The organism is Azospirillum sp. ST 5-10, from assembly GCF_051225715.1.
Lineage (GTDB): Bacteria > Pseudomonadota > Alphaproteobacteria > Azospirillales > Azospirillaceae > Azospirillum.
The window spans coordinates 245036-268929 of the sequence record NZ_JBPJSP010000004.1 but is presented as its reverse complement, the minus strand read 5'-3'; the positions used below and the strand labels follow the sequence as shown (position 1 = coordinate 268929).

General features: G+C 72.8%; 24 protein-coding genes. 19 read left to right on the top strand and 5 right to left on the bottom strand.

Annotated elements, in window-relative coordinates; all coding sequences use genetic code 11:
* Positions 1-18 precede the first annotated feature (18 nt).
* Both ACSBPG_RS07220 and ACSBPG_RS07215 read left to right on the top strand, forming a co-directional pair.
* The gene (locus tag ACSBPG_RS07220) at positions 19-1119 is read left to right on the top strand and encodes a ribonuclease Z (RefSeq protein WP_435536455.1); all 1101 of its coding nucleotides are present in this window, start codon (positions 19-21) and stop codon (positions 1117-1119) included.
* Between the two features lie 41 nt (positions 1120-1160).
* The gene (locus ACSBPG_RS07215; RefSeq protein WP_435536454.1) at positions 1161-1583 is read left to right on the top strand and encodes a hypothetical protein; all 423 of its coding nucleotides are present in this window, start codon (positions 1161-1163) and stop codon (positions 1581-1583) included.
* Between the two features lie 14 nt (positions 1584-1597).
* Here the strand turns inward: ACSBPG_RS07215 and ACSBPG_RS07210 are convergent, their stop codons facing one another.
* Complete coding sequence (locus ACSBPG_RS07210; protein WP_435536453.1) at positions 1598-2569, bottom strand: SDR family oxidoreductase; 972 nt, start codon at positions 2567-2569, stop codon at positions 1598-1600.
* Positions 2570-2765: 196 nt separating this feature from the next.
* Here ACSBPG_RS07210 and ACSBPG_RS07205 point away from each other — a divergent pair, with 196 nt between their 5' ends.
* Entirely contained in the window at positions 2766-3389 is a 624-nt protein-coding gene (locus ACSBPG_RS07205) for an N-acetyltransferase family protein (RefSeq protein WP_435536452.1), read from the top strand.
* Between the two features lie 44 nt (positions 3390-3433).
* Here ACSBPG_RS07205 and ACSBPG_RS07200 read toward each other — a convergent pair whose 3' ends face one another.
* Entirely contained in the window at positions 3434-4012 is a 579-nt protein-coding gene (locus ACSBPG_RS07200; RefSeq protein ID WP_435536451.1) for a YqaA family protein, read from the bottom strand.
* A gap of 118 nt (positions 4013-4130) precedes the next feature.
* Positions 4131-4334 (bottom strand): hypothetical protein, encoded by a 204-nt coding sequence (locus ACSBPG_RS07195; RefSeq protein ID WP_435536450.1) that lies wholly within the window; start codon positions 4332-4334, stop codon positions 4131-4133.
* A gap of 178 nt (positions 4335-4512) precedes the next feature.
* On the opposite strand from ACSBPG_RS07195, the gene ACSBPG_RS07190 reads away from it, so the two are divergent.
* From ACSBPG_RS07190 to ACSBPG_RS07120, 15 genes are all read left to right on the top strand, one after another.
* Positions 4513-5877, top strand: a complete 1365-nt coding sequence (locus tag ACSBPG_RS07190; protein WP_435536449.1) for a CRTAC1 family protein — start codon at positions 4513-4515, stop codon at positions 5875-5877.
* A 162-nt stretch (positions 5878-6039) separates the two neighbouring features.
* Entirely contained in the window at positions 6040-6564 is a 525-nt protein-coding gene (locus ACSBPG_RS07185; RefSeq protein WP_435536448.1) for a PAS domain-containing protein, read from the top strand.
* Positions 6539-7849: a methyl-accepting chemotaxis protein gene (locus ACSBPG_RS07180; RefSeq protein ID WP_435536447.1), complete on the top strand. Its 1311-nt coding sequence runs from the start codon at positions 6539-6541 to the stop codon at positions 7847-7849. Before ACSBPG_RS07185 ends, ACSBPG_RS07180 begins: the two co-directional genes overlap by 26 nt.
* A gap of 386 nt (positions 7850-8235) precedes the next feature.
* On the top strand, positions 8236-9264 hold the full coding sequence (locus tag ACSBPG_RS07175; protein ID WP_435536446.1) for a methyl-accepting chemotaxis protein: 1029 nt from the start codon (positions 8236-8238) through the stop codon (positions 9262-9264).
* A gap of 120 nt (positions 9265-9384) precedes the next feature.
* Positions 9385-10392, top strand: a complete 1008-nt coding sequence (gene dgcN, locus ACSBPG_RS07170) for an N-acetyltransferase DgcN (RefSeq protein WP_435536445.1) — start codon at positions 9385-9387, stop codon at positions 10390-10392.
* 1 nt (position 10393) lies between these two features.
* Positions 10394-11383 carry an N-acetyl-D-Glu racemase DgcA gene (dgcA, locus tag ACSBPG_RS07165; RefSeq protein WP_435536444.1) on the top strand — a complete coding sequence of 330 codons (990 nt, stop codon included), beginning with the start codon at positions 10394-10396 and terminating at the stop codon, positions 11381-11383.
* A gap of 82 nt (positions 11384-11465) precedes the next feature.
* On the top strand, positions 11466-11810 hold the full coding sequence (locus ACSBPG_RS07160; RefSeq protein WP_435536443.1) for a cupin domain-containing protein: 345 nt from the start codon (positions 11466-11468) through the stop codon (positions 11808-11810).
* Positions 11807-12976: an aminotransferase class V-fold PLP-dependent enzyme gene (locus ACSBPG_RS07155; protein ID WP_435536442.1), complete on the top strand. Its 1170-nt coding sequence runs from the start codon at positions 11807-11809 to the stop codon at positions 12974-12976. Before ACSBPG_RS07160 ends, ACSBPG_RS07155 begins: the two co-directional genes overlap by 4 nt.
* Positions 12977-13256: 280 nt before the next feature.
* The gene (locus ACSBPG_RS07150) at positions 13257-13883 is read left to right on the top strand and encodes an HAD hydrolase-like protein (protein ID WP_435536441.1); all 627 of its coding nucleotides are present in this window, start codon (positions 13257-13259) and stop codon (positions 13881-13883) included.
* Between the two features lie 93 nt (positions 13884-13976).
* The gene (locus ACSBPG_RS07145; RefSeq protein ID WP_435536440.1) at positions 13977-14864 is read left to right on the top strand and encodes a 50S ribosomal protein L11 methyltransferase; all 888 of its coding nucleotides are present in this window, start codon (positions 13977-13979) and stop codon (positions 14862-14864) included.
* A 97-nt stretch (positions 14865-14961) separates the two neighbouring features.
* Positions 14962-16992: a M24 family metallopeptidase gene (locus ACSBPG_RS07140; protein ID WP_435536439.1), complete on the top strand. Its 2031-nt coding sequence runs from the start codon at positions 14962-14964 to the stop codon at positions 16990-16992.
* 195 nt (positions 16993-17187) lie between these two features.
* On the top strand, positions 17188-17553 hold the full coding sequence (locus ACSBPG_RS07135; protein ID WP_435536438.1) for a chemotaxis response regulator CheY: 366 nt from the start codon (positions 17188-17190) through the stop codon (positions 17551-17553).
* Between the two features lie 20 nt (positions 17554-17573).
* Positions 17574-18632, top strand: a complete 1059-nt coding sequence (locus ACSBPG_RS07130) for a protein phosphatase CheZ (protein WP_435536437.1) — start codon at positions 17574-17576, stop codon at positions 18630-18632.
* Between the two features lie 192 nt (positions 18633-18824).
* Positions 18825-19562 (top strand): protein phosphatase CheZ, encoded by a 738-nt coding sequence (locus ACSBPG_RS07125; protein WP_435536436.1) that lies wholly within the window; start codon positions 18825-18827, stop codon positions 19560-19562.
* Between the two features lie 19 nt (positions 19563-19581).
* Positions 19582-19953: a hypothetical protein gene (locus tag ACSBPG_RS07120; protein WP_435536435.1), complete on the top strand. Its 372-nt coding sequence runs from the start codon at positions 19582-19584 to the stop codon at positions 19951-19953.
* 74 nt (positions 19954-20027) lie between these two features.
* Here ACSBPG_RS07120 and ligA read toward each other — a convergent pair whose 3' ends face one another.
* Positions 20028-22409: an NAD-dependent DNA ligase LigA gene (gene ligA / locus ACSBPG_RS07115; protein WP_435536434.1), complete on the bottom strand. Its 2382-nt coding sequence runs from the start codon at positions 22407-22409 to the stop codon at positions 20028-20030.
* Positions 22410-22539: 130 nt separating this feature from the next.
* Between ligA and ACSBPG_RS07110 the strand changes: the two genes are divergently transcribed.
* Positions 22540-23154, top strand: a complete 615-nt coding sequence (locus tag ACSBPG_RS07110; RefSeq protein ID WP_435536433.1) for a LysE family translocator — start codon at positions 22540-22542, stop codon at positions 23152-23154.
* A 51-nt stretch (positions 23155-23205) separates the two neighbouring features.
* On the opposite strand, the gene ACSBPG_RS07105 is transcribed toward ACSBPG_RS07110, so the two are convergent.
* Positions 23206-23853: a TetR/AcrR family transcriptional regulator C-terminal domain-containing protein gene (locus ACSBPG_RS07105; protein ID WP_435536432.1), complete on the bottom strand. Its 648-nt coding sequence runs from the start codon at positions 23851-23853 to the stop codon at positions 23206-23208.
* Between the last annotated feature and the right edge of the window lie 41 nt (positions 23854-23894).

Sequence of the window (23894 nt, the reverse complement as noted above, 5' to 3'; positions counted from 1 at the left end):
TCCTGGTCGGACGGGGTTGTGCCTCAGAGGTGGTGCGCCGGCCGCATCCGGCAAGGCCGCCGTCCAGCCCCCGCAGCAGGAGGCCCGCCGCTGAAACCGCTCCTCCATCCCCGCCTGGTCAATCCGCCGAGCGAGGACCCCGGCGTGCTCGTCGAGTTCCTGTTCGAACGGCGCGCCCTGCTGCTCGACCTCGGCGACAACGCGGCGCTGGCCCCGCGGTCGCTGCTGCGGGTCAGCCACGCCTTCGTGTCGCACGCCCACATGGATCATTTCGGCGGCTTCGACCGCCTGCTGCGCCTCTGCCTCGGGCGGCCGAAGGCGCTGCACCTGTTCGGACCGGCCGGCTTCGCCGACCGGGTGGCGGGCAAGTTCGCCGCCTACACCTGGAACCTGGTGCCCGGCTACGCCAACGACTTCACCGTGACCGTCACCGAGGTGCACGACGGCGGGCGGGCGCGTCGGGCGCGCTTCCGCACGCGCACCGGCTTCGCCCGCGAGGACGCCGGCGAGTGCGCGCTGGCCGACGGGGTCCTGCTGGCGGAGGAGGGGCTGCGGGTGCGCGCCGCCGTGCTCGACCACGGCACCCCCTGCCTCGCCTTCGCGGTGGAGGAGCCGGCCCACGTCAACGTCTGGAAGGCGCGGCTGGAGGCGATGGGCCTCACCACCGGCCCGTGGCTGCGCGACCTCAAGCGCCGGGTGCTGCGCGGCGAACCCGACGACACGCCGGTCGCCGCGGCCTGCCCGGGCCGGGGCGACGGGGAGCGCACGGTGACCCTCGGCGAGCTGCGGGCGCGGGCGCTGTCGGTGGTGCCCGGGCAGCGGGTCGCCTACGTCGTCGACGCCGGTTTCACCCCGGCCAACGCCGAGCGCGTCGTGGCGCTCGCCCGCGGCGCCGACACGCTGTTCATCGAGGCGCCCTTCCTCGACGCCGACGCCGCGCTGGCCGCGCAGCGCAACCACCTGACCGCCGGCCAGGCCGGGCGGCTGGCCGCGGCGGCCGGGGCGAAGCGCATCGTCCCCTTCCATTTCTCGCCGCGTTACGCCGGCCGCGCGGCCGAGCTGGCGCAGGAGGCGGAAAATGCCTTCCGTGCCGGAGCTTCGGCGGCGCCCGGACGTTGACTCCCGGAGACCGTCACCCATTACCGCACAGGGAGTCCGCCATGGCCATCGACGAAACCGCCCTTGCCCGCCTGCAGGACATCGGCCGGCGCCAGGGGCGCATCGGCGCCGAGGAGCTGGGCCGCATCCTGCCCGTCGACCGCATGTCGCCCGGCGACATCGCCCGCGTCGTCGAGCGGCTGGAGAGCGCCGGCATCGAGGTCGACCTCGACCCGTCCCTGCTCAAGCCCCGCGCCGACCGCGACGCCGGCGACATGGGCGTCGTCGACATCGCCAGCCCGGCCGCCCCGGCGGTCTCCGCGCCCGGCGTCCGCCCGTCGGGCAGCCACGACGTCGCCTCGATGGGGGCCACCCATGGCCACGGGACGCGCCGCGCCCCGACCTGGGAGCGCGGCGGCATCGACCTCATCCCCATCGTCTCGATCGGCGTCGTCGCCATCGTGCTGATCGTCGCCCTGGCCTGACCGGCCGCCCCGCGTCAGCGCCGGTGGGCGAGGGCGGAATAGGCCGCGGCGGCGGCCACCGTCAGCCCGGCCATCGCCACCGGCGCCGTCCAGCCCGGCAGCGGCGTGCGGAAGCCGCCGCGCACGCCGCGGCCGCGCTCCACCGGGGCGAAGAGGTTGCCGTCGGTGTCGGCCTCGGGCGGCGTGTTCCGGAAGTGGCGGTGCGCGCCCAGGCCGGCGACCGCCTCCACCAGGCGCGGCGCCGTGGTGTGGCCGAGCAGGGCCAGCTTCGCCAGCGCCCCCACGGTTGCCCGCGGCTTCGGGTGCAGCGCCAACGCCACCATGGTCTCGGCGACGTCCTCGGGATCGTCGTAGAAGGGGCTCTGCGGCTCCAGGGCGTGCCCGGTGTAGTTGGCGGCGTGCTTCATGCCCGGCGTGTCGGTGAAGGAGGGATAGACGCCGCAGACATGGATGTGCGGCTCGTCCACCAGTTCCGCCCGCAGGCTCTCCAGCATCCCTTCCAGGCCGAACTTGCCGGCGGCGTAGGCGGCGGCGTAGGGGGCCGGCGTGTAGGCGCCCACCGAGACGGTGGTGATCAGCACCCCGTGTCCCTGGCGGCGCAGGCGCGGCAGGACGGCGTGGGCGCCGTGCAGCGGCCCCAGCAGGTTGGTCTCGATCACCCGGCGGTGCGCCGCGACCGGCGTGTCCTCGAACCGCCCGAGCGCGCCGACGCCGGCGTTGTTGATCCACACGTCGATGGTGCCGAGCGCCGCTTCGGCCCGCTCCGCCAGCCGGTGCACGGCGTCGGCGTCGGTGACGTCGGTTTCCACCACGTGGGCTTCGCCGCCAAGGTTCCGGCACTCCTCCGCCACCTCTTCCAGCAGGGCGACGCGCCGCGCCGCCAGCACCAGCCGCGCGCCGCGCCGGGCGAACGCCTGTGCCGCCGCCCGTCCGATGCCGCTCGACGCGCCGACCAGCACGACGCCTTTCCCGTTGAGACCGTCCATGACCGTCCACCTCCCCTCTGTTCCGTCCGCAGCCAACAGCGGGCCGGGGCAAGCATTGCGGCGGGACGGCGCCCGCCCTGCGCCGGAACGGCGGCCATCGGCCCGGGGCCGCGCAGCGCATGTTCGCGCCCGTGCCCGTTGCCGCCTGAATCGTGGCGCGTCTAGAATGGGTTTCGCTGCGAGGAGGAGCGCCAAGATGGATGCCGCCGGGCCGGAAATCACCATCCTTCCCGCCAACCGCGCCTCCTGGGAGGATCTCCGGCTGATCTTCGGAATGCGCGGTGAATCGCGCAAATGCTGTTGCCAGCGGTACAAGCTCGCGCCGCGGGAGGCGTTCCGCTCGCATCCCGCCGAGGTGCGCGCCGGGCGCCTTCGCGAGCAGACCCATTGCGGCGACCCGGCTTCCGGCACGACCAGCGGTCTCGTCGCCTATGTCGGCGGCGAGCCGGCGGGATGGTGCGCCGTTGAACCGCGCACCGCCTATCCCGGGCTGCTGCGTGTCTACCGCGTGCCCTGGGACGGCCGCGACGAGGACAAGCGGGATTCCACCGTCTGGGCGGTGACCTGCCTTCTGGCCCGGGCCGGCTTCCGGCGGCGCGGCGTCAGCCGGGCGCTCGCCCGGGCGGCGGTCGAGTTCGCGCGAAGCCGCGGCGCCCGCGCACTGGAAAGCTACCCGATGATCACGGTGGCGGGGCGCGACGTCGCGTGGGGCGAACTGCACGTCGGCAGCCGGAGCGTGTTCGCCGCGGCCGGACTGCGCGAGGTCAGCCACCCCACGCCGCGTCGTGTGGTGATGCGGATCGACTTCACGCCGGGATGACCCGCGTCCTTGCGGCCGGCGCGCCGCACCGCACTCCGGCCGGCCTACAGCAGCTTGATCGCCAGGAAACCGCCGACCAGCGCCACGGCGAAGGCGCTGGTGACCAGGGTCAGGCGCTTCTCGATGAAGTCGCGGATCGGCGCGCCGAACCAGTAGAGCAAGGCGGCGACCAGGAAGAAGCGCATGGCGCGCGACAGGATCGAGGCGCCGATGAACACCCACAGGCTGAGATGGGCCACCCCGGCGGTGATCGTCAGCAGCTTGTAGGGGATGGGCGTCATGCCCTTGATGATGAGGATCTCGGCGCCGTACTCGACGAAGGTGTGGCGCAGCTCCTCGAAGCGGGCCTCCAGGTGATAGGCCTCGATCACCCACTGGCCGATCGTCTCGTAGAGGAAGAAGCCGATCATGTAGCCGGCGATGCCGCCGACCACCGAGGCCAGGGTGCAGATGGCGGCGATGCGCCAGGCCTTGGCCCGGTTCGCCAGCACCATCGGCACCAGCAGGAGGTCCGGCGGCAGGGGGAAGAACGAGCTTTCGGCGAAGGAGACGGCGGCCAGCCACGACTCGCTGTGGCGGGAGGCGGCCTTCGCCATGGTCCAGTCGTAGAGGCGCTTGAGCATGCCCGTCGGGTCCCCGGGAGTGTCGGCTGCCGGGTATTTAGCCATCCCGTGGGCGCGCGGCTACGACCAAATTGAAGAGTGCGGCCCATCCCGGCGGGACCCCCGGAATGGGTAACGCTCAGCCCTCCGTCCGCTCGGGACGCGGCACCGGATAGGGCGTGCAGTCGCCCTTGATCCCCGTCGGCCGGCTGCCGGGAATGGCGCGGTCGCGGGTGTCGGTGGCCGAACCGCCGCCGCCGCTCAGCTCGTCGCACAGCGGCGGCTTGGCGATCCCGGTGGACGGCGGGCGGGGATGGGGAGTGTGCGGGCCGTCGGCGCTCATGGCGCCCTCCTTCCTGCGGTTGCGGTGAATTCGGTCCTCGACTGCCTGCGGCAACAGGACGCGGGTCCGCCGGTTCCCGCCGGGTATGGACCTCCGTCCGGGTTTACGACGGTCGCCGCGGGTGCTTATCTGATCCCTCCGGGCCCGATCCGGCGGGCCGAGCCAGTGGGGGAAAGGCATGTTCGTCGACTGTGCGCCGCTCATCACCGACAACCGGCCACGGCTGTCCAACGGCGTGGCGGTGGTCGACGTGGACGGCGACGGCCTGTGCGAACTGGTGGTCACCGGCTACGGCACCGCCAACCTCGTGCTGAAGTGGGACGGCCGCCAGCTTCGCGACGTTGCCGACCCGGTGCTGGCCGATCCCTCGCGCAAGGCGCTGGCGGTGGCGGCCGCCGACGTCGACGGCGACGGCCGCGAGGAGATCTACGTCGTCAACGCCGACAGCGTGCCCGGCGCCGAGGAGACCTGCGACCGCCTGTTCGCCAACTTCGGCGCCCGCTGGCTCGATCTGCTGAGCCAGTCGGAGAACGCCGGCGCCGCCAACCGGCTGCCGGCACGCTCGGTCGCCGCCATCGACCGCGAGGGGCGGGGGCGCTACGGCTTCGTCGTCGCCGGTGACGGCGTCCCCTTCCGCCTGTTCGAGCTGAACCGCCGCGGCCGGCTGGCCGACCTCGCCGAGGAGGCCGGCATCGACCTCATCGGCCACGGCCGCGGCCTGGTCTGCGCGCCGCTGCTGGGCGACGGCATGGACATCTTCGCCGCCAACGAGGCCGGCCCCAACTTCCTCTTCCACAACCTCGGCGACGGCGGCTTCGAGGAGCTGGCCGGCGACCGCGGCCTGGCCGACAGCCGGACCGCCGGGCGCGGGGTGGCGCTGGTGGACCAGGACGGCGAGGCGCCGCAGCTGCTGGTCGGCGGCTGGGAAGGCCCGCAACGGCTGTACCAGCAGCGCGCCGGCGGCGGCTTCGTCGACGTCGCCAACGCCGACCTGTCGATGCCGGGGCGGGTGCGCACGGTGATCGCCGCCGATTTCGACAACGACGGGCAGATGGAGCTGTTCTTCAACTGCTTCGGCGAGCGCAACCGGCTGTTCGCCTGGCGCGACGACCAGTGGACCGAGATCGATCCCGGCGATGCCGCCCTGCCGCGCGGGTTCGGCACCGGGGCGGCGGTGGCCGACGTCGACGGCGACGGCCGGCTGGAGCTGATCGTCGCCCACGGCGAGTCGGCGGCGCAGCCCCTGGCGTTCTTCCGCCCCATGCCGAACGCCAACGCCTGGCTGCGGGTGCAGCCGCTGACGCCGCACGGCGCGCCGGCGCGCGGCGCGGTGGTGATCTGCACGGCCGCCGGCCGCCGGCAGCGCCGGGTGGTGTGCGCCGGGTCCGGCTATCTCTGCCAGATGGAGCCGGTGGCCCATTTCGGCCTGGGCGACGCCGCGTCGGTCGACCAGGTCGAGGTCCGCTGGCCCGACGGCGTCGTCGTCACCATCGACTCGCCGCCGGTCGGCCGGCTGCTGACCGTCCAGCATCCGCCGGAGTGATCCGCCGGGGATGTTTCAGGGCAGTAAAAAATTAAACTTTTCCATACGTGTCGTAGAACGTATTTTCTAGGTCCCGCCGTATCGGGCGATGCGGCGGTGGCGCGGATCATCGCAAAACGAACAGAGCCGGGGCGCACGCACGCCAGGGCCGCTCGAGGAAACATGGCACGACGCGACGTTCCCCTGACCGGGGTGGAGCGGTTCTTCGACGCTGACGAGGTGATCGTCAGCAAGACCGACCTCAAGGGGCGGATCACCTACGCCAACCGGGTCTTCCAGAGGGTCGCCGGCTACACCGAGGACGAGCTGATGGGGGCGCCGCACTCCATCGTCCGCCATCCCGACATGCCGCGCTGCGTCTTCAAGCTGCTGTGGGACACCCTGGGGGCCGGCCAGGAGATCTTCGCCTACGTCGTCAACCGGGCGAAGAACGGCGACCATTACTGGGTCTTCGCCCACGTGACGCCGAGCTACGACCAGGCCGGCCGGGTCATCGGCTACCACTCCAGCCGGCGGGTGCCGGAGCGGCCGGCGCTGGAGAAGGTGGTGCCGCTGTACCGCTCGCTGCTGGAGATCGAGGAGCGCAACGCCGACCGCAAGCAGGGCATGAACGACGCCTTCGCCACCGTCGTCGGGCTGCTGAAGGACAAGGGGATCGGCTATGACGAATTCGTCTTCTCTCTCTAGGGCCTTCGCGCTGGCGGTCGCGGCGGCGGCGCTGACGGCGCTGGCGCTGCTGGCCGACGGGCTGGGCGTCGGCGGCTTCGCCCTGCGGGCCGCCCTCGGCGCCGCGGCCCTGGCCGCGCTCGGCGGGGCGGCGGCCTGCATCCGCCGGGCCGCGCGCGCGGTCGGCGAGGCGGCGGCGGTGTGCCGGTCGGTGGCGCACGGCGACTTCGAGGCGCGCATCCTGCGCATCCGCGAGGGCGGCGCGCTCGGCGAGCTGCTGCACGAGGTGAACGACCTGATCGACCGCACCGACGCCTTCGTGCGCGAGGCGGCGGCGTCCATGAACCACGTCTCCCGCAACAAGTATTTCCGGCGCATCGTGCTGACCGGCATGCAGGGCAATTTCCTGCACGCCAGCCGCACCATCAACGCGGCGACCGGGGCGATGGCGGACAAGGTGCGCGGCTTCGCCGGCATCACCGAGCGGTTCGAGGGGCAGATCCGCCAGGTCTGCTCCGAGGTCGCCGGGGCGGCGCACCAGCTCGAGACGTCCGCCCGCAGCATGGAGAGCGACGCCCGGACGGCGACCGGCAAGGCGTCGTCGGTGGCCGCCGCCGCGGCCCAGACCGGCAGCAGCGTCGGCAGCGTCGCCGGCGCCGTCGACAACCTGTCGACGTCGATCGCCGACATCGCCGTGCAGGTCGAGCGGGTCGCCCACGTCGCCAGCGACGCCGCCGGCGAGGCGGAGCGCACCAACGCCATGGTGGGCGAGCTGTCGCAGACCGCGCGCACCGTCGGCGAGGTGGTCACCCTCATCAACGACATCGCCAACCAGACCAACCTGCTGGCCCTGAACGCGACGATCGAGGCGGCGCGCGCCGGCGAGGCCGGCAAGGGCTTCGCCGTGGTCGCGCAGGAGGTCAAGAACCTCGCCAGCCAGACCGCCCGGGCGACCGAGGAGATCAGCCAGCAGATCGCCGCCATGCAGCAGGCGACCGGCGGCGCCGTCGACGCCATCGTCGGCATCGGCCGCACCATCCACGACATCAACGCCATCGCCGGCGGCATCGCCGACTCCATCGACCGCCAGGGGGCGGCCGTCGGCGCCATCGTCCACAGCATGGAGCAGGCCGCCGCCGGCACCCGCGCCGTGTCCGACGACATCCAGGACGTGACCATGGCGGCGGAGCGGACCAGCGGCACCGCCCACGAGGTGTTCGCCGCGTCCGCGGTGATGGCGGCCCAGGCCGACCGCCTGAACCGCGAGGTCCAGGTCTTCCTCGACGAGATCCGCAAGGTCGCCTGAGCCGCGGCCGGCGCGCCGCGGTCGGGGCAGCCGCCCGGTGGAGCGGCTGCCTTTTTGTTTCGCAGGCGTACGGCTCGCCGCCGCCTGATGCGACGCAATATGTCCTTTTTGCGGCGCAAAGAGACGTTCCGTTGCGTCGCCGGCGTCGCCGTTCCCACCCGTCCCGTTAACCATCGGGCGTCCTGATCGTGGCAATGCCATATTGCCTGCGCAAGCGGCAACCGGACCGTGCATAATTCCTTATTTCTTGTATGGTTAATCAGCGGGTGCCGGCCAACACGTTGACGCGCCATACTCTTTCGCCTGCATTTCCGAAATGTTGCTTTGGCACGGTTTTTGTTACAAACCGGATTTATAACGGTCACAAAATTCAGGGGGTGGCTTCAATGAGCGTGGCAGGCAATCAGTTGTTCGACCTCTCGCGCGAGGTGCTGGACGTCGCGTCGAAGAAGGTTTCGCTGATCGAAGACATCACCCGCCGCACCAAGATGCTGGCGATGAACGCCCTGATCGAGGCCGCGAGGGCCGGCGAGGCCGGACGGGGGTTCGCGGTCGTGGCCAACGAGGTGTCCGAGATCTCCAAGCAGGTGAACGCCGTCACCCGTGAACTGCGGGCCGAGATCGTGTCGCGCGTCGACCACCTGACCACCGCGGGCAGCCAGATGGTCCAGGACATGCGCGGCAAGCGCCTGGCCGACCTGGCGCTCAACATGATCGAGATCATCGACCGCAATCTCTACGAACGCTCCTGCGACGTGCGCTGGTGGGCCACCGACAGCGCCGTCGTCGACTGCCTGACCACCCCCAGCGCGGAGGGCCGCCGCCACGCCTCGTACCGCCTCGGCGTCATCCTGGAATCCTACACCGTCTATCTCGACCTGTGGGTCGTCGACCTGAAGGGCGAGGTGGTCGCCAACGGCCGGCCCGACCGCTACCCCTCGGCCGTCGGCACGCGGGTGATCGACGAGGCCTGGTTCCGCCAGGCGCTGGCGACCCGCAGCGGCGGCGAGTTCACGGTGGGGGACGTCGCGCGCAACCGGGTCCTCGACAACAACACCGTCGCCACCTACGCCACCGCGATCCGGCGCGACGGCCGCGCCGACGGCGAACCGCTCGGCGTGCTCGGCATCTTCTTCGACTGGGAGCCGCAGGCGTCCGCCGTCGCCCAGGGCGTGCGCCTGGAGGACGAGGAGCGTGCGCACAGCCGCTGCATGCTGATCGACGCCCGCCACCGCGTGATCGCCTCCTCGGACGGCCGGGGCATCCTCACGGAGTCCTTTCCGCTGCGCACCACCGGACAGAGCCGCGGCCACTACACCGACGAGAACGGACGCTTCGTCGGCTTCTCCCTGACGCCGGGCTACGAGACCTACGAGGGGCTGGGCTGGTACGGCGTCATCGTCCAGGACCACTGACCGGCGGTCATCGACGCCGACCGGAGGGCCGCCGCCGCAGGCCCCCCGTCGACGGGCCTGGGCGGCGGCGCGCGGACGGACTATGTTGCCGATATCCGTGTGCCGCCGAAGGGGCCGCCGATGACCGAGATCGCACAACCCTATCTGCTGTTCCTGGGCGACGCGCCCGACGCGCTGGCCGCCAAGACCGCCGACGGGGTCGCCCGCTGGCGGCCCGACCGGTGCGTCGGCCAGTTTCGCCTGCCCGGCTGCAAGGCCGACCTGGGGCTTCCCGACCGCACCTTGGAGGAGGCGGCCGAACGGGGCGCGCGCACGCTGCTGATCGGCGTCGCCAACCGCGGCGGACGCATCTCGGAGGCGTGGCAGGACGCCATGCTGCGCGCCCTCGACCTCGGCATGGATCTGGCGGCCGGGCTGCACCAGCGGGTCGCCGACCTCGCCCCGGTGCGCGAGCGGGCCGCGGCGCTGGGGCGCCGCATCCACGACGTGCGCCACCCCACCCGCGGCTTCGAGATCGCCACGGGGGCGCGGCGGCCGGGGCGCCGGCTGCTGACCGTCGGCACCGACTGCTCCGTCGGCAAGATGTACACCGCTCTGGCGCTCGAGCGGGAGATGCGCGGGCGCGGCATGGACGCCGACTTCCGCGCCACCGGCCAGACCGGCATCCTGATCGCCGGCGACGGCGTGTCGGTCGACGCGGTGGTGTCCGACTTCGTGGCCGGCGCGGTGGAATGGCTGACCCCCGCCAACGCCCCCGACCATTGGGACGTGGTCGAGGGGCAGGCGAGCGTGCTCCATCCGAGCTACGCCGGCGTCACCCTGGCCCTGGTGCACGGCAGCCAGCCCGACGCCCTGGTGCTGTGCCACGAGCCGACCCGCCGCCACATGCGCGGCCTGCCCCACCGCCCGGTTCCCGGCATCGAGGAGACCATCGCCGCCCACGAGGCGGCGGCCCGCGTCACCAACGCGACCGCCCGCGTCGTCGGCCTCAGCATCAACACCGGCGGCCTGTCGGGGGCCGAGGCCGACTGCGTGCTGCGCGACACCGCCGACGCCTTCGGCCTGCCGACCGTCGATCCCCTGCGCACCGGCGTCGGCCCCCTCGTCGACGCGCTGGCGGAGCTGTGAGGTGACGCGCCGCCTGACCGTCCGCCGCGAGAGCTTCCCGATCCGCGGCACCTTCCGGATCTCCCGCGGCGCCAAGACGAGCGCCGAGGTGGTCGTCGCCGAGGTCGAGGAGGCCGGCGTCGTCGGCCGGGGCGAGTGCGTGCCCTACGCCCGCTACGGCGAATCGGTGGAGGGCGTGGTGGCGGCGCTGGAGGGGCTGGCCGCCGCCGTCGCCGCCGGGATCGACCGCGCGGCGCTGCGCGCCGCCCATCCCGCCGGCGCCGCCCGCAACGCCCTCGACGCCGCGCTGTGGGACCTCGAGGCGAAGAGCCGCGGCGTTCCGGCGTGGCGGCTGGCCGGGCTGGCGCGGGCGCCGGAGCCGCTGGTGACCTGCTTCACCCTCAGCGTCGACACGCCCGAGGCGATGGCCGCCGCCGCCGGCATCGCCGCGGCGCGGCACCCCCTGCTCAAGATGAAGCTGACCGGCGAGGGCGACCTGGAGCGCGTGGCCGCGGTCCGCCGCGCCGCGCCGGCGGCCCGCCTGGTGGTCGACGCCAACGAGGGATGGACGCTCGAACAGCTCCGCCGCTTCGCCCCCGCCTTGGCCGGGCTCGGCGTCGAGATGATCGAGCAGCCGCTGCCCGCCGATGCCGACGAGGCGCTGCGCGGCGTCGCCTGCCCGGTGCCTCTGGGCGCCGACGAATCGTGCCACGGCCTCGACGGGCTGGAGCGGCTGAAGGGGCTCTACGGCGTGGTCAACATCAAGCTGGACAAGACCGGGGGGCTGACCGAAGCGCTGGCCATGAAGGCGGCGGCTGAGGCGGCGGGCTTCGCGGTGATGGTCGGCTGCATGGTCGCCACCTCGCTCGCCATGGCGCCGGCGGTGCTGCTGGCGCAAGGGGCCCGCTTCGCCGACCTCGACGGGCCGCTGCTGCTGGCCGGGGACCGCAGCCCGGGCCTGCGCTACGAGGGCGCCCTGGTGCACCCGCCCGACCCGGCCCTGTGGGGGTGAGGCGGGGGCCCGGCGCCCGCGCGGGGCGGCCGGTGCGGAGGTGCCTTGCGCATGCACCGTTGCCCGGTCCATCCTCCGGCCCATGACCATCGCCGCCGACAACCTGTTGCGCGACCTGCCGGCCGGGCTGGCGCAGGAGCTGTTCACGACGCTCGCCGAGGCCGGACCCGTGCGGGTGGAGCGCATCGTCTCCACCGGCCAGGCCTCGCCGGAGGGGTTCTGGTACGATCAGGACGGCGACGAGTTCGTGCTGGTCGTCCAGGGGGCCGCGGAGCTGCGCTTCGACGGCGAGGCGGCGCCGCGCCGGCTCGGCCCCGGCGACTGGCTGATGATCCCGGCCGGCGCCCGCCATCGGGTGGAATGGACGCAGAGCCGGCCGCCCACCGTCTGGCTCGCGGTGCACTGCCCGCCCGGAGGAACACCATGAACGTCGACCGTGCCCGCGCCGAGACGCCGGGCACCCGCTCCGTCGCCCACTTCAACAACGCCGGCTCGGCGCTGCCGCCGCAGCCGGTGCTCGACGCCGTGTTCGAGCACCTCACCCTGGAGGCCGCCATCGGCGGCTACGAGGCGGCGGCGCGCAACGCCGGCAAGCTGGACAACACCTACGACGCGGTGGCCCGCCTGCTCAACTGCGCGCGCGACGAGGTCGCCCTGGTGGAGAGCGCCACCGTGGGGTGGGACATGGCCTTCTACGCGCTGCGCTTCGGGCCGGGCGACCGCATCCTGACGGGCATGGCGGAATACGCCGGCAACGTCATCCCGTTCCTCCAGGTGGCGCGGCGCACCGGCGCCGTGGTCGAGGTGGTGCCCAACGACGCGGACGGCCAGCTCGACGTCGCCGCGCTGCGGGCGATGATCGACGACCGCGTCCGGCTGATCGCCGTCACCCACATCCCGACCAACGGCGGCCTCGTCAACCCGGCGGCGGCGATCGGCCGGGTGGCCCGGGCCGCCGGCGTGCCGTTCCTGCTGGACGCCTGCCAGGCGGCGGGTCAGATGCCGCTGGACGTGGAGGAGCTGGGCTGCGACTTCCTCTCCGCCACCGGGCGCAAGTTCCTGCGCGGCCCCCGCGGCACCGGCTTCCTCTACGTCCGCCGGTCCTGGATCGACCGGCTGGAGCCGCCGGTCCTCGACCTGCACGGCGCCAGCCTGGTGGCCGCCGACCGTTACGAGCCGCGCCCCGACGCCCGCCGGTTCGAGTTCTGGGAATGCAACGTGGCCGCCCGCATCGGCCTCGGCGTGGCGGTCGACTACGCCCTGTCCTGGGGCCTCGAAGCGATCCGCGACCGGGTGTGGGGGATGGCGGAGTCCCTGCGCGGCCGGCTCGCGGCGATTCCCGGCGTCGCGGTGCACGATCTCGGCCGGGAACGCGCCGGCATCGTCAGCTTTACGGTGGCGGGGCGGGAGCCGGACGCGGTCAAGGCGGCATTGGCGGCGCAGATGATCAACGTCTCCGTCTCGCGGGCGTCGTCGACGCGGTTCGACATGGACGCCCGCGGCCTGCGCGCGGTGGTGCGCGCCTCGCCCCACTATTACAATGACGACCGCGAGTTGGAGCGGCTGGTCCAGGCGGTCCAGGCCCTTGCCTAAGGCTGGTTGTAGGATCACTCTGGCGCCAACCTCCGCCTGTGGGAGCCCCGCCATGTCCGCCCGCCGCCCGGCCGGTGCCACCGTCGCCCCGACGGCCTTCGCGTCCGCGGCGGCGCTGCGCGTCGACGGACCGCCGCCCGGCCGGCTTCTCCTCCTCCTCCGGGCCGGGGGGTGGCGGTGCCCCGCCCCGGAGGAGCCGCCGCATTCCGACGCAGTCTTCGACTCCCCCATCGTCGCGCCCCAGGGTGCGCCGCCGGCGACGCAACCCTAGGGGCCTTCCTTGCCTTACAAGCTTGCCATCTTCGACTTCGACGGCACGCTCGCCGATTCGATGCCCTGGTTTCGCGAGGTCATCAACACGGTCGCCGCCCGCTTCGACTTCAAGACGGTGGACGACGCCGAGGTCGAGGTCCTGCGCCGCTGCGACGCCCGCGAGATCATGCGGCGCCTCGGCGTGCCGATGTGGAAGCTGCCGATGATCGGCCGCCACATGAAGGCGCTGATGGCCCGCGACATCGACCGCATCGCCCTGTTCCCCGGTGTCGACGCCATGCTGCGCGACCTGGCCGAGCGCGGCGTGGCGATGGCGCTGGTGAGCTCCAATTCGGTCGAGAACGTGCGCCGGGTGCTGGGCTCCGAGAACGCCGCCCTGATCGGCTGCTACGAATGCGGTGCGGCGGTGTTCGGCAAGCGTGCCAAGTTCCGCAAGGTGCTGCGGCGCTGCGGCGTGCGCGCCGACGAGGCGATCTACATCGGCGACGAGCTGCGCGACCTGGAGGCGGCACGCGGCGCCGGCATCGCCTTCGGCGGCGTCACCTGGGGCTACGCGACGCCCGACGCGCTGGCGGCGCGCGGCCCGACGCTGCTGTTCCATTCCTTCGCCGACGTGGCCCGGCAGATCGCCTGAGCCGCCCCCCAACCTTCCGGTTTATCCGGAACGTCGGGCGCCGTATGGTGGTCGCCCATCGCCGCCGACCAACTGTCCGGATCCCGCCGTCCCATGTCCACCCAGCTCTGGCGCATCGCCCTCGCCGTTCCCGAAGCCCATGCCGCCGCCTTCGCCGAGGCGGTGGGCGAGCACGCCGATGCCGTGTCCACCTTCGAGATCGAGGAGGACGTGATCTGGCTGGTGGAGGCGACGACCCACCGCGAGCCCGACCGCGCCCGGCTGGAGTCGCGCGTCGCCGTGCTCGCCGGTGCGCTCGGCATCGCCGAGCCGCCGCTGGCCATCGAGCCGATCCCGGCGATCGACTGGGTGTCCCACACCTACCAGGCGTTCCCGCCGATCCGCGCCGGGCGCTACTTCGTCCACGGCTCGCATCACGGCGGGTCGGCCCCGGCCGGAGCGGTCGCCCTGCAGGTGGACGCCGCCACCGCGTTCGGGACGGGCGAGCACGGCTCGACCAAGGGGTGCCTGCTGGCCCTGGACGGGCTGTCGCGCCACCTGCGCCTGGGGCGGGCGGCGGGGGAGGGGGCGCTCGACATGGGGTGCGGGTCCGGCATCCTGGCGCTCGCCGTCGCCAAGACCTGGCGCGTGCCGGTGGTGGCCGCCGACATCGATCCCGAGGCGGTGCGCGTCACCGCCGAGAACGCGCGCCTCAACGGCGTCTCGCCGCTGCTGCGCGCCCAGGGCGGCGACGGCTACCGCACGCCCGTGGTGCGGCGCTTCGCGCCCTACCGCCTGATCACCGCCAACATCCTGGCGCGGCCGCTGGCCCGCATGGCCCCGCAGCTCGCCCGCCATCTGGCGCCGGGCGGCGTGGCGGTGCTGGCCGGGCTGCTGGCGCGCCAGGAGAACCACGTCCTCCAGGCGCACCGCGCCCAGGGGCTGCGGCTGAAGGGCCGCATCCCGGTCGGCGAGTGGACGACGCTGATCGTCGGGCGCTGAGCGCCTATCCGTTGGGAGAGGCGTGCCGAGAGGGCTTGTCTCCGGACCGGGCCGGCTCTAGCCTTCGCTCCGACGGGAACGCTTTGGGGAACGGGCGGTGGAGAACGACGCGCACGGCTATCGCGGCGACCGCGAGCTGGCCGACCTGCTGGGACGGGCCGGCCTCGCCGAAACCCCCGCCGAGGTGCGGGACCTGCTGGCCGGCGTCCTGGCCGCCCCCGAGGGGTGCCGGCGCGACGACTGGATGGCCCTGCTGGGCGCCGACCTGCCGGCGGAGTTGGCGGAGCAGCTGCGGGCGCTGAAGGCGTCCCTGGCGGCGCGGGTCCCGGCCCCGGCGCCCGACCGCGCGGCCCGTCTGCGGGCCCTGCGCGGCGAGCTGGCGCGCCGCGACCTGCACGGCTTCGTGGTGCCGCGCGGCGACGAGCATCAGGGGGAATACGTGCCGCCGCGCGCCCAGCGGCTGGCGTGGCTGACCGGCTTCACCGGCTCCGCCGGGCTGGCGGCGGTCGCGGCGGAGCGGGCCGCCGTCTTCGTGGACGGCCGCTACACCCTGCAGGTCCGTGCCGAGGTGCCGGCCGCCCATTACGAGTTCCGGCACCTGACCGACGACCCGCTGGGCGACTGGGTGGCCGACGCGCTGCCCCGCGGCGGCCGCCTCGGCTACGATCCCTGGCTGCACACCGTGGGCTGGGTCGAGAAGACCGCCCGCGCCCTGGAGCGCGCCGGCATCGCCCTGGTGGCGTGCCCGGACAACCCGGTGGACGCGGTGTGGCCCGACCAGCCGCCGGCGCCGCTGGCGCCGGTGGTGGCCCACGACCTCGCCTTCGCCGGGGTGGCCTCGGCCGACAAGCGGGCCGAGGTGGCGGCCCGGCTGCGCCGCGACGGCGTCGCCGCGGCGGTGCTGACGCAGCCCGACAGCATCGCCTGGCTGCTCAACGTGCGCGGCGGCGACGTGCCGTGCACGCCGCTGCCGCTGTCCTTCGCCATCGTCGCCGACGACGGCACGGTCGACCTGTTCGTCGACCGCCGCAAGCTGGTGCCGGGCCTGGAACGGCATCTCGGCGACCAGGTGGCGGTGCGTCCGCCCGGCGAGCTGGGGGCCGCCCTCGACGCGCTGGGCACGGCGGGGCGCAAGGTGCTGGCCGATCCGGCCGGCACCGCGGCGTGGATCGTCGACCGGCTGCTGGCGGCCGGCGCCGCGGTGGAGCGCGACGGCGACCCGTGCGCGCTGCCCAAGGCCTGCAAGAATGCGGTGGAGATGGAGGGCACCCGCGCCGCCCACCGCCGCGACGGCGTGGCGATGGTCCGGTTCCTGAAATGGCTGTCGGAGACGGCGCCCGGCGGCGAGCTGGACGAGCTGACGGCGGCCGCCATGCTGGAGCGGCTGCGCGCCGAGGGCGAGCATTTCCGCGGCCTCAGCTTCGAGACGATCTCCGGCGCCGGACCGAACGGGGCCATCGTCCACTACCGCGTCTCGCCGGAGACCAACCGCCGGCTGGAGCCGGGCAGCCTCTATCTCGTCGACAGCGGCGCCCAGTACCTGGACGGCACCACCGACATCACCCGCACCGTCGCCGTCGGCGCGCCGACCCTGGAGATGCGGGAACGCTTCACCCTGGTCCTCAAGGGGCACATCGCGGTGTCGGGCGCCCGCTTCCCGCGCGGCACCACCGGCTCGCAGCTCGACACCCTGGCGCGTCATCCCCTGTGGCAGGCCGGGCTCGACTTCGATCACGGCACCGGCCACGGGGTCGGCAGCTACCTGTCGGTGCACGAGGGGCCGCAGCGGATCTCCAAGGTGCCAAACTCGGTGGCGCTGCAGCCGGGCATGATCCTGTCCAACGAGCCCGGCTACTACAAGACCGGCGGCTACGGCATCCGCATCGAGAACCTCGTCGCGGTGCAGGCGCTGGACGAGGCGACGGCCGCGGAGCGGCCGATGCTGGGCTTCGAGGTGCTGACTCTGGCGCCCATCGACCGGACGTTGATCGAGCCGTCGCTCCTCAGCAACCCGGAGGTGGCGTGGCTCAACGCCTATCATCTGCGGGTCCGCGACACGCTGGCCCCGCAGCTCGACGCCGACACGGCCGCCTGGCTCACCGCCGCCACCGCGCCGCTGGTCGCCTGACCCGGCGGCTGTGACCGTTTCGGCGGAGGCGCACCGGGGTCCTTCGGGGCTAACTCCTTCTTTACCTCCTGCTGGCAGCTTGGTCACTAGTGGATGACTTTTCTGCCGAGTTGAGGCATCACAGTCCGGCCCGCAGCGCGCGACCATGCGACGCGGGGCCCGGCTGTGCCAACGGATGAATGCGGAGACGCCTAGATGAAGATCCTCGTCGTCGATGACTACGCCACGATGCGCCGCATCGTGCGCAATCTCTTGACGCAGATCGGCTATACGGACATCGACGAGGCTGCGGACGGCGTCAGCGCGCTGGCGAAGCTGCGCGAGAGCAAGTTCGGCCTGATCATCTCCGACTGGAACATGGAGCCGATGACCGGCCTCCAGCTCCTCAAGGAGATCCGCGCCGACGCCAAGCTGGCGGGCACGCCGTTCATCATGGTCACCGCCGAAAGCAAGACCGAGAACGTCATCGCCGCCAAGCAGGCCGGCGTCAACAACTACATCGTCAAGCCGTTCAACGCGGACACGTTGAAGCAGAAGATCCAAGCGGTCATCGGCGGCTGAACCTGAAGGAGGGGTAGCGCGTGGACACGCTGCCGCAGTTGACCGACGACGAGTTCGAGCAGATCGAGGAGGCGATCGCCCGGACGACGAAGGGTCGTGCGTTCCTGCGGCGCTACCATCGCCGTGCGTCAGGCGCCGCGGCGGAGGAGATCCGCGCCATGCTGCAGGAGTTTCGCGCCTCCTGGCAGCATCAGAGCGAGGTCGCCGAAACCGCCAAGCACGTCGACGTCCTGCGTCGCGAGCTGATGGAGATGGCGGCGTCCATCGAGACGGCCCGCCGCGAGGTCGCGGCGCTGCGGCCACCGGACACCTCCTCCAACAAGATCCTCTCGGCGACGAACGAGCTCGACGCCATCGTGCTGTCGACCGAGCGGGCCTCGATCGAGATCCTGAACGCCGCGGAGAAGCTGCTGGAACTCGGCGGCAAGCTGCGCGCCGACGGCGCCGACGCCGAGATCTGCAGCGAGATCGAGGCGGAGGTGACCAACATCTTCACCGCCTGCTCGTTCCAGGACCTCACCGGCCAGCGCACCAGCAAGGTGGTCAACGCCCTGCGCTACATCGAGCAGCGCGTCAACGCGATGATCGGCATCTGGGGTGAGGACGGCCTCAAGGGGCTGGCGCACCACCACGAGTCCCACGACACGCGCCCCGACGCCCATCTGCTGAACGGGCCGCAGCTGGACGGCCACGGCGTCTCCCAGGCCGACGTCGACAGCATGTTCGACGCGCCGACGGCGGTCCCGGCGCCGGCCGCGGCGCCAACCCCGGCGGTTGCCCCGCCGCCGGCCCCGCCCGCCGACGCCAAGGCCAGCCAGGCGGACATCGATTCCCTGTTCGACGGCGGCGCCCCGGCCAAGGCCAGCCAGGCCGACATCGATTCCATGTTCGACGCCCCGGCGCCGGTGAAGGCGCCGGCCGCCGAACCGGCCAAGCCGAAGCCGCCGTTGAAGTCGGCGGCCAAGCCGGCGCCGAGCAAGGCGAAAGCGGCGCCCGCCCCGGCCCCGGCGGCGGCTCCCGAGCCGGCCGGGGCGCAGCCGGCGCTGGACCAGTCGGCGATCGACGCATTGTTCGGTTGAGCCTTCGGCCCGCCGTGCGGCGCGGCCGTGGCCGGGGTGCACGGCAAGCAATAAAAAACGTCACAAAAGTAACAAGAAAAGCGGATGGGGGAACGGAGTGCGGGTTTGCTAGAAGGGCGACGGGCGCGCGGCGGCCGCGTCCGGGATTGACAGGCGTCCGTGAGCGGGCCGTTGCGAGAGGCGGGAATCGAGATGAAGCAGATGCAAAAGCCGTTCATGGCTGAACTGCAGAAGGCCAAGCGCAACGGCAGCCCCTATGCGGGCACGCCGCCGGCCGGCGACGGCGCGGCGCCGATGGCGGCGCTGCTGCCGGCCGGCCCGATCACCGTCGACAACCAGGAGGTGCTGACGGCGATCCAGAACCTCGGCGGCAAGCTCGACCGTTTCCTGGCCATGGATGCGGCGCAGATCGAGTACATCCAGACCGAGATCGCCGACATCTCCGGCCGCATCAAGGCGACCAAGGTGGAGATGGCGGCGCTGCGCCATCCGCTGGCCGGCGAGGACCGCTTCCAGCAGGCCTCGCAGGAGCTGAACGCCGTGGTGTCGGCGACCGAGGCGGCGACCAACACGATCATGGCCTGCGCCGAGGAGATGGAGGAGATCGTGCAGGAGCTGCGCGCCTCCATGCCCGAGGGCTACCAGTCCGACCGCGTCAACGACATGCGGGAAGTGATCGTGCGCATCTACGAGGCGTGCAACTTCCAGGACCTGACCGGACAGCGCATCACCAAGGTGGTGCGGGCGCTCACCTTCATCGAGGAGCGCGTCGACGCCATGATGGGCGTGTGGAACAAGCGCGAGTTCGAGGCGATGCCGCTGCCGCCGACCGTCACCAAGATGGACGGCAGCCTCGAACTGCACGGCCCGGCCGAGGCGGCGGTCGACGGCAACATCAGCCAGGCGGACATCGACGCGCTGTTCGGCTGACGACGAGGGGGGGCACCGCATGCAGGAGACGACGCCGGACACCGGCGGACAGAGCTCGAACCTGGAGCAGAGTATCGACCGGCTGAGCGACGCCGCCAAGGACGCGGCGACGGCGCTCGGCGATGCCGCCAAGGACGCCGCCGGCCGCGCCGCCGAACAGGCCGCGCCGGCGATCGACGCCGCCAAGGAGGCGGCGGCCGAGGCCGCCCGCAACGCCGACATCGCCGTCAACACGGTGGCCGGCGGCTGCGGCGACGTCTTCGGGGCCGGCTGGAACGCCCTGTGGCAGGGCAACTTCGGCATGGCCGGCCAGCTCTTCGGCAACGCCGTGACCACCTGCACCGATTCCGTGACCGCCGCGCTGATGGGGCTTTTCCCGGGCTGGTGGTAGGGCGCCCGCGACGTCCCCTCCCGACCTCCCCCGCGTCAGTGGGGGAGGTCGGGAGGGGGACCGTCGCGACACTCTCACCCACCGACCAGCGCCAGCCATTCCTCCTCGCTGAGCACCGTCACGCCCAGCTCCCTGGCCTTGGCGGCCTTGCTGCCGGCGTCGGCGCCGACGACCACGTAGTCGGTCTTCTTCGACACCGACCCCGCCACCTTCGCCCCCAGCCCTTCGGCGCGCGCCTTCGCCTCGTTGCGCCCCATGGTGGTGAGCGTCCCGGTGAAGACCACGGTCTTGCCGGCCACCGGCGACGACGCCGCGCGCGGCGCCTGGGCATCCTCCACCCGGACCCCGGCGGCGATCAGGCCGTCGATGACGGCACGATTGTTCTCCTCCTGGAAGAAGGCGGCGATCTCCTCGGCGACGATGGCGCCGACGTCCTTGACGTTGACCAGTTCGTTCCACGCCTCGCCGGGGGCGCCGGCGAACGCCTCGGCCAGGCCGTCGCGCCACGCCGCCAGCGTGCCATACCGTTCCGCCAACGCAACGACTGCCGGCCGTTTCAGGCCCGGAACGAGTTTGGGAAGCACGGCCTCCAGCGCCAGGTCCGGCGCCCCCTCGTAGAAGCGGATCTGCTCCACGCTGGCGGGGTCGGCGAACCAGGCCCGCAGGGCGTCGACCGTCGACGGCCCCAGGCCCTTGAGGGTGCGGATCTCCAGCCACGCCGGCTTCGGGATCTCGGCGGCGGCCGCGGTCATGCCCTTCAGCCAGGCGTCCAGGCTGCCGTAGTGCTGGGCCAGCGTCTTGGCCGTGACCTCGCCGACGTGGCGGATGCCGAGCGCGAAGATGAAACGGTTCAGCGCGATGGCGTTGCGCCGCTCCTCGATGGCGGCGAACAGGTTGGCGACGGACTTCTCCTTCCAGCCGGGGCGGCCGACGAGATCGAACTCGCCGCGCTCCACCCGGTCCTTCAGGGTGAAGATGTCGACCGGGGAGCGCACCAGCCCGTCGTCCCAGAACTCCTCGACGATCTTCTCGCCCAGCCCCTCGATGTCGAAGGCGTTGCGGGAGACGAAGTGGCGCAGCCGTTCCTTGGCCTGGGCCGGGCAGACCAGGCCGCCGGTGCAGCGCCGCACCGCCTCGTCGGGCTCGCGCACGGCGAGGCTGCCGCATTCCGGGCAATGGTCGGGAAAGACGTAGGGCGCCGAGTCGTGGGGGCGCTGGGCGGCGACCACGCCGACCACCTGGGGAATGACGTCGCCGGCGCGCTGCACGGTGACGAGATCGCCGACGCGCACGTCCTTGCGGGCGATCTCGTCCTCGTTGTGCAGGGTGGCGCGGGAGACGACGACACCGCCGACGGTGACCGGCTCCAGTTCCGCCACGGGGGTCAGGGCGCCGGTGCGGCCGACCTGGATGGTGATGGCGTTGAGGCGGGTCTGCGCCTGCTCCGCCGGGAACTTGTGGGCGATCGCCCAGCGCGGCGCCCGGCTGACGAAGCCGAGCCGCTCCTGCAGGTCGAGGCGGTCGACCTTGTAGACGACGCCGTCGATGTCGAAGGGCAGGGCGGCGCGGCGCCGGCCGATGCCGGCGTAATAGCGCAGCAGCGCGTCGACGCTGCCGAGCCGAGCCGCCGGCCGGTTCAGCCGGAAGCCCCAGCCCTTGAGGCGGCGGCGGATGCCGGACTGGCTGTCGGCGATGCGCTCCGACACCTCGCCCAGCGCGTAGGCGAAGAAGCACAAGGGGCGCGCGGCGGTGATCGACGAATCGAGCTGGCGCAGGCTGCCGGCGGCGGCGTTGCGTGGGTTGGCGAAGGGCTCCTCGCCGCGCTCGGCGCGGCCGCGGTTCATGGCGAGGAAGTCGTCGCGGGTCATGTAGACCTCGCCGCGCACCTCGACCACGGCGGGGCAGGGGGCCGGCAGCCGATCGGGCACGTCGCGGATGGTGCGGACGTTGGCGGTGACGTCCTCGCCCTCCGCCCCGTCGCCGCGGGTGGCGGCGAGCACCAGCCGGCCCTCCTCGTAGCGCAGCGAGCAGGACAGGCCGTCCACCTTGGGCTCCGCCTGGAAGGCGACGGCGGTGTCGTCGGGCAGGCTGAGGAAGCGGCGGATGCGGCCGACGAACTCCGCCACGTCCTCGGGGGCGAAGGCGTTGCCGAGCGACAGCATGGGAATGGCGTGGCGGACCTTGCGGAAGCCCGCGGCCGGCGCGGCGCCGACCCGCAGCGACGGCGAATCGGCGCGCCGCAGGTCGGGGAAGGCCTCTTCGATGGCGGCGTTGCGGCGCGCCAGCGCGTCGTAGGCGGCGTCCGAGATCTCCGGCCGGTCCTGCTGGTGGTACAGCGCGTCGTGGTGGGCGATCTCCGCCGCCAGCGCCGCCAGCTCGGCCCGCGCCTGGTCGGCGGTCAGCTCGGCGACGGGGATGGAGCGCAGGGCGGCGGGCGACGCGGTGACGTCGGTCATGGGAAGGCTCGGGCTGGTCGTCGGGTCGCCGGAGCATAGCGCCGCGTCGCGGCCGAAGAAAGCGACCCCGCCTGTTGCTTTTTCCTGCCTCGTGTGGATCGCTGGGAAGACGTCCGTCCCGGAGATGCCGATGTCCATGGAAAGCTGGTTCGCCTTCGCCGCCGCCTCCGCCGTCCTGCTGGCCCTGCCCGGGCCGACCGTGCTGCTCGTCGTCTCCTACGCGCTCGGCCATGGCCGGCGCGCCATGCTGGCGACGGTGGCGGGGGTGGCGCTCGGCGATTTCACCGCCATGACCCTGTCGATGCTGGGCCTGGGCGCCCTGTTGGCGGCGTCGGCCACCTTGTTCACGGTGCTCAAGTGGGCCGGCGCCGCCTATCTGGTCTATCTCGGCGTCAAGCTGTGGCGGGCGCCGGTCGCCGGCGACGCCACCGTGACGGCGGCGGTGCCGGCGGTCCGGCCGCTGCGCATGGTGCTGCACATGGGGCTGGTCACGGCGTCGAACCCCAAGAGCCTGGTGTTCTTCGTCGCCTTCCTGCCGCAGTTCCTCGATCCGGCACGGCCGTTCCTGGGCCAGATCGTCGTCATGGAGGCGACCTTCCTGACCCTGGCGGTGGCCAACGCCACCCTCTACGGCCTGCTGGCGACGACGGTGCGCGGCGCCGTCCACCGCCCGGCGGTGCGGCGTGCGGTCAACCGGATCGGCGGATCGGCGCTGATCTCGGCGGGCGTGCTGACGGCGTCCTGAAGCGGTTTCCCGACCCCACGTCCCGCCGCGGCGTAGCGCCGCCCACTCGGCTCAGGCGGCGCGCCCGCCGCCGGCGACGGCGCGCAGCCCGGCGACCAGCGCGTCGACACCGAACGCGAAGCGCGCATCGAAATCCTCGTCGAAGATCGCGGGAATGGCGTCCGGCAGGGCCGGGAAGGCCGCCGCCATGCCGGCGAACGCCGTCCGCAGTCCCGGCAGATCGACCGACCCGGCGCCGTCGGCCCTGTGCAACCCCTGCTCCTCGATGGTGAAGCCGAGGATGAAGTCGAGCAGGGTGAAGGCGCCCCAGGCCGCCGCCTGCGGGCTCGCCCCGCCGCCGCGCAGCGCGCCCACCAGGGCGTCGGTGACCCGCAGCGTGTTCTCGGTGACGAGATAGGTGCCGGCATAGACCCGCGCCCCGTCGCGCCGCGTGGCGAGGGCGCCGCGCATCTCGCCGGCGATGCGCCGGACCGCCGCGTCCCACGCCTCCCCCGGCGGCCCGGGACGGCGGGCGACGTCGGCGATGAGCGCGTCGGCCATGGCGTCGATCAGCGCCTCCTTGGCCGGGAAATGCCAGTAGAGCGACGGCGCCTGCACGTGCAGCGCCTGGGCCAGCCGACGCATGGTCAGCCCGTCCAGACCGACCTCGTCCAGCAGGCCGAGGGCCGTCGCGATCACCGTCTCGCGCTGGATGCGCATGCCGCCTCCCGTTCGCCGTTCTTGCAAACTAACGCCGTTAG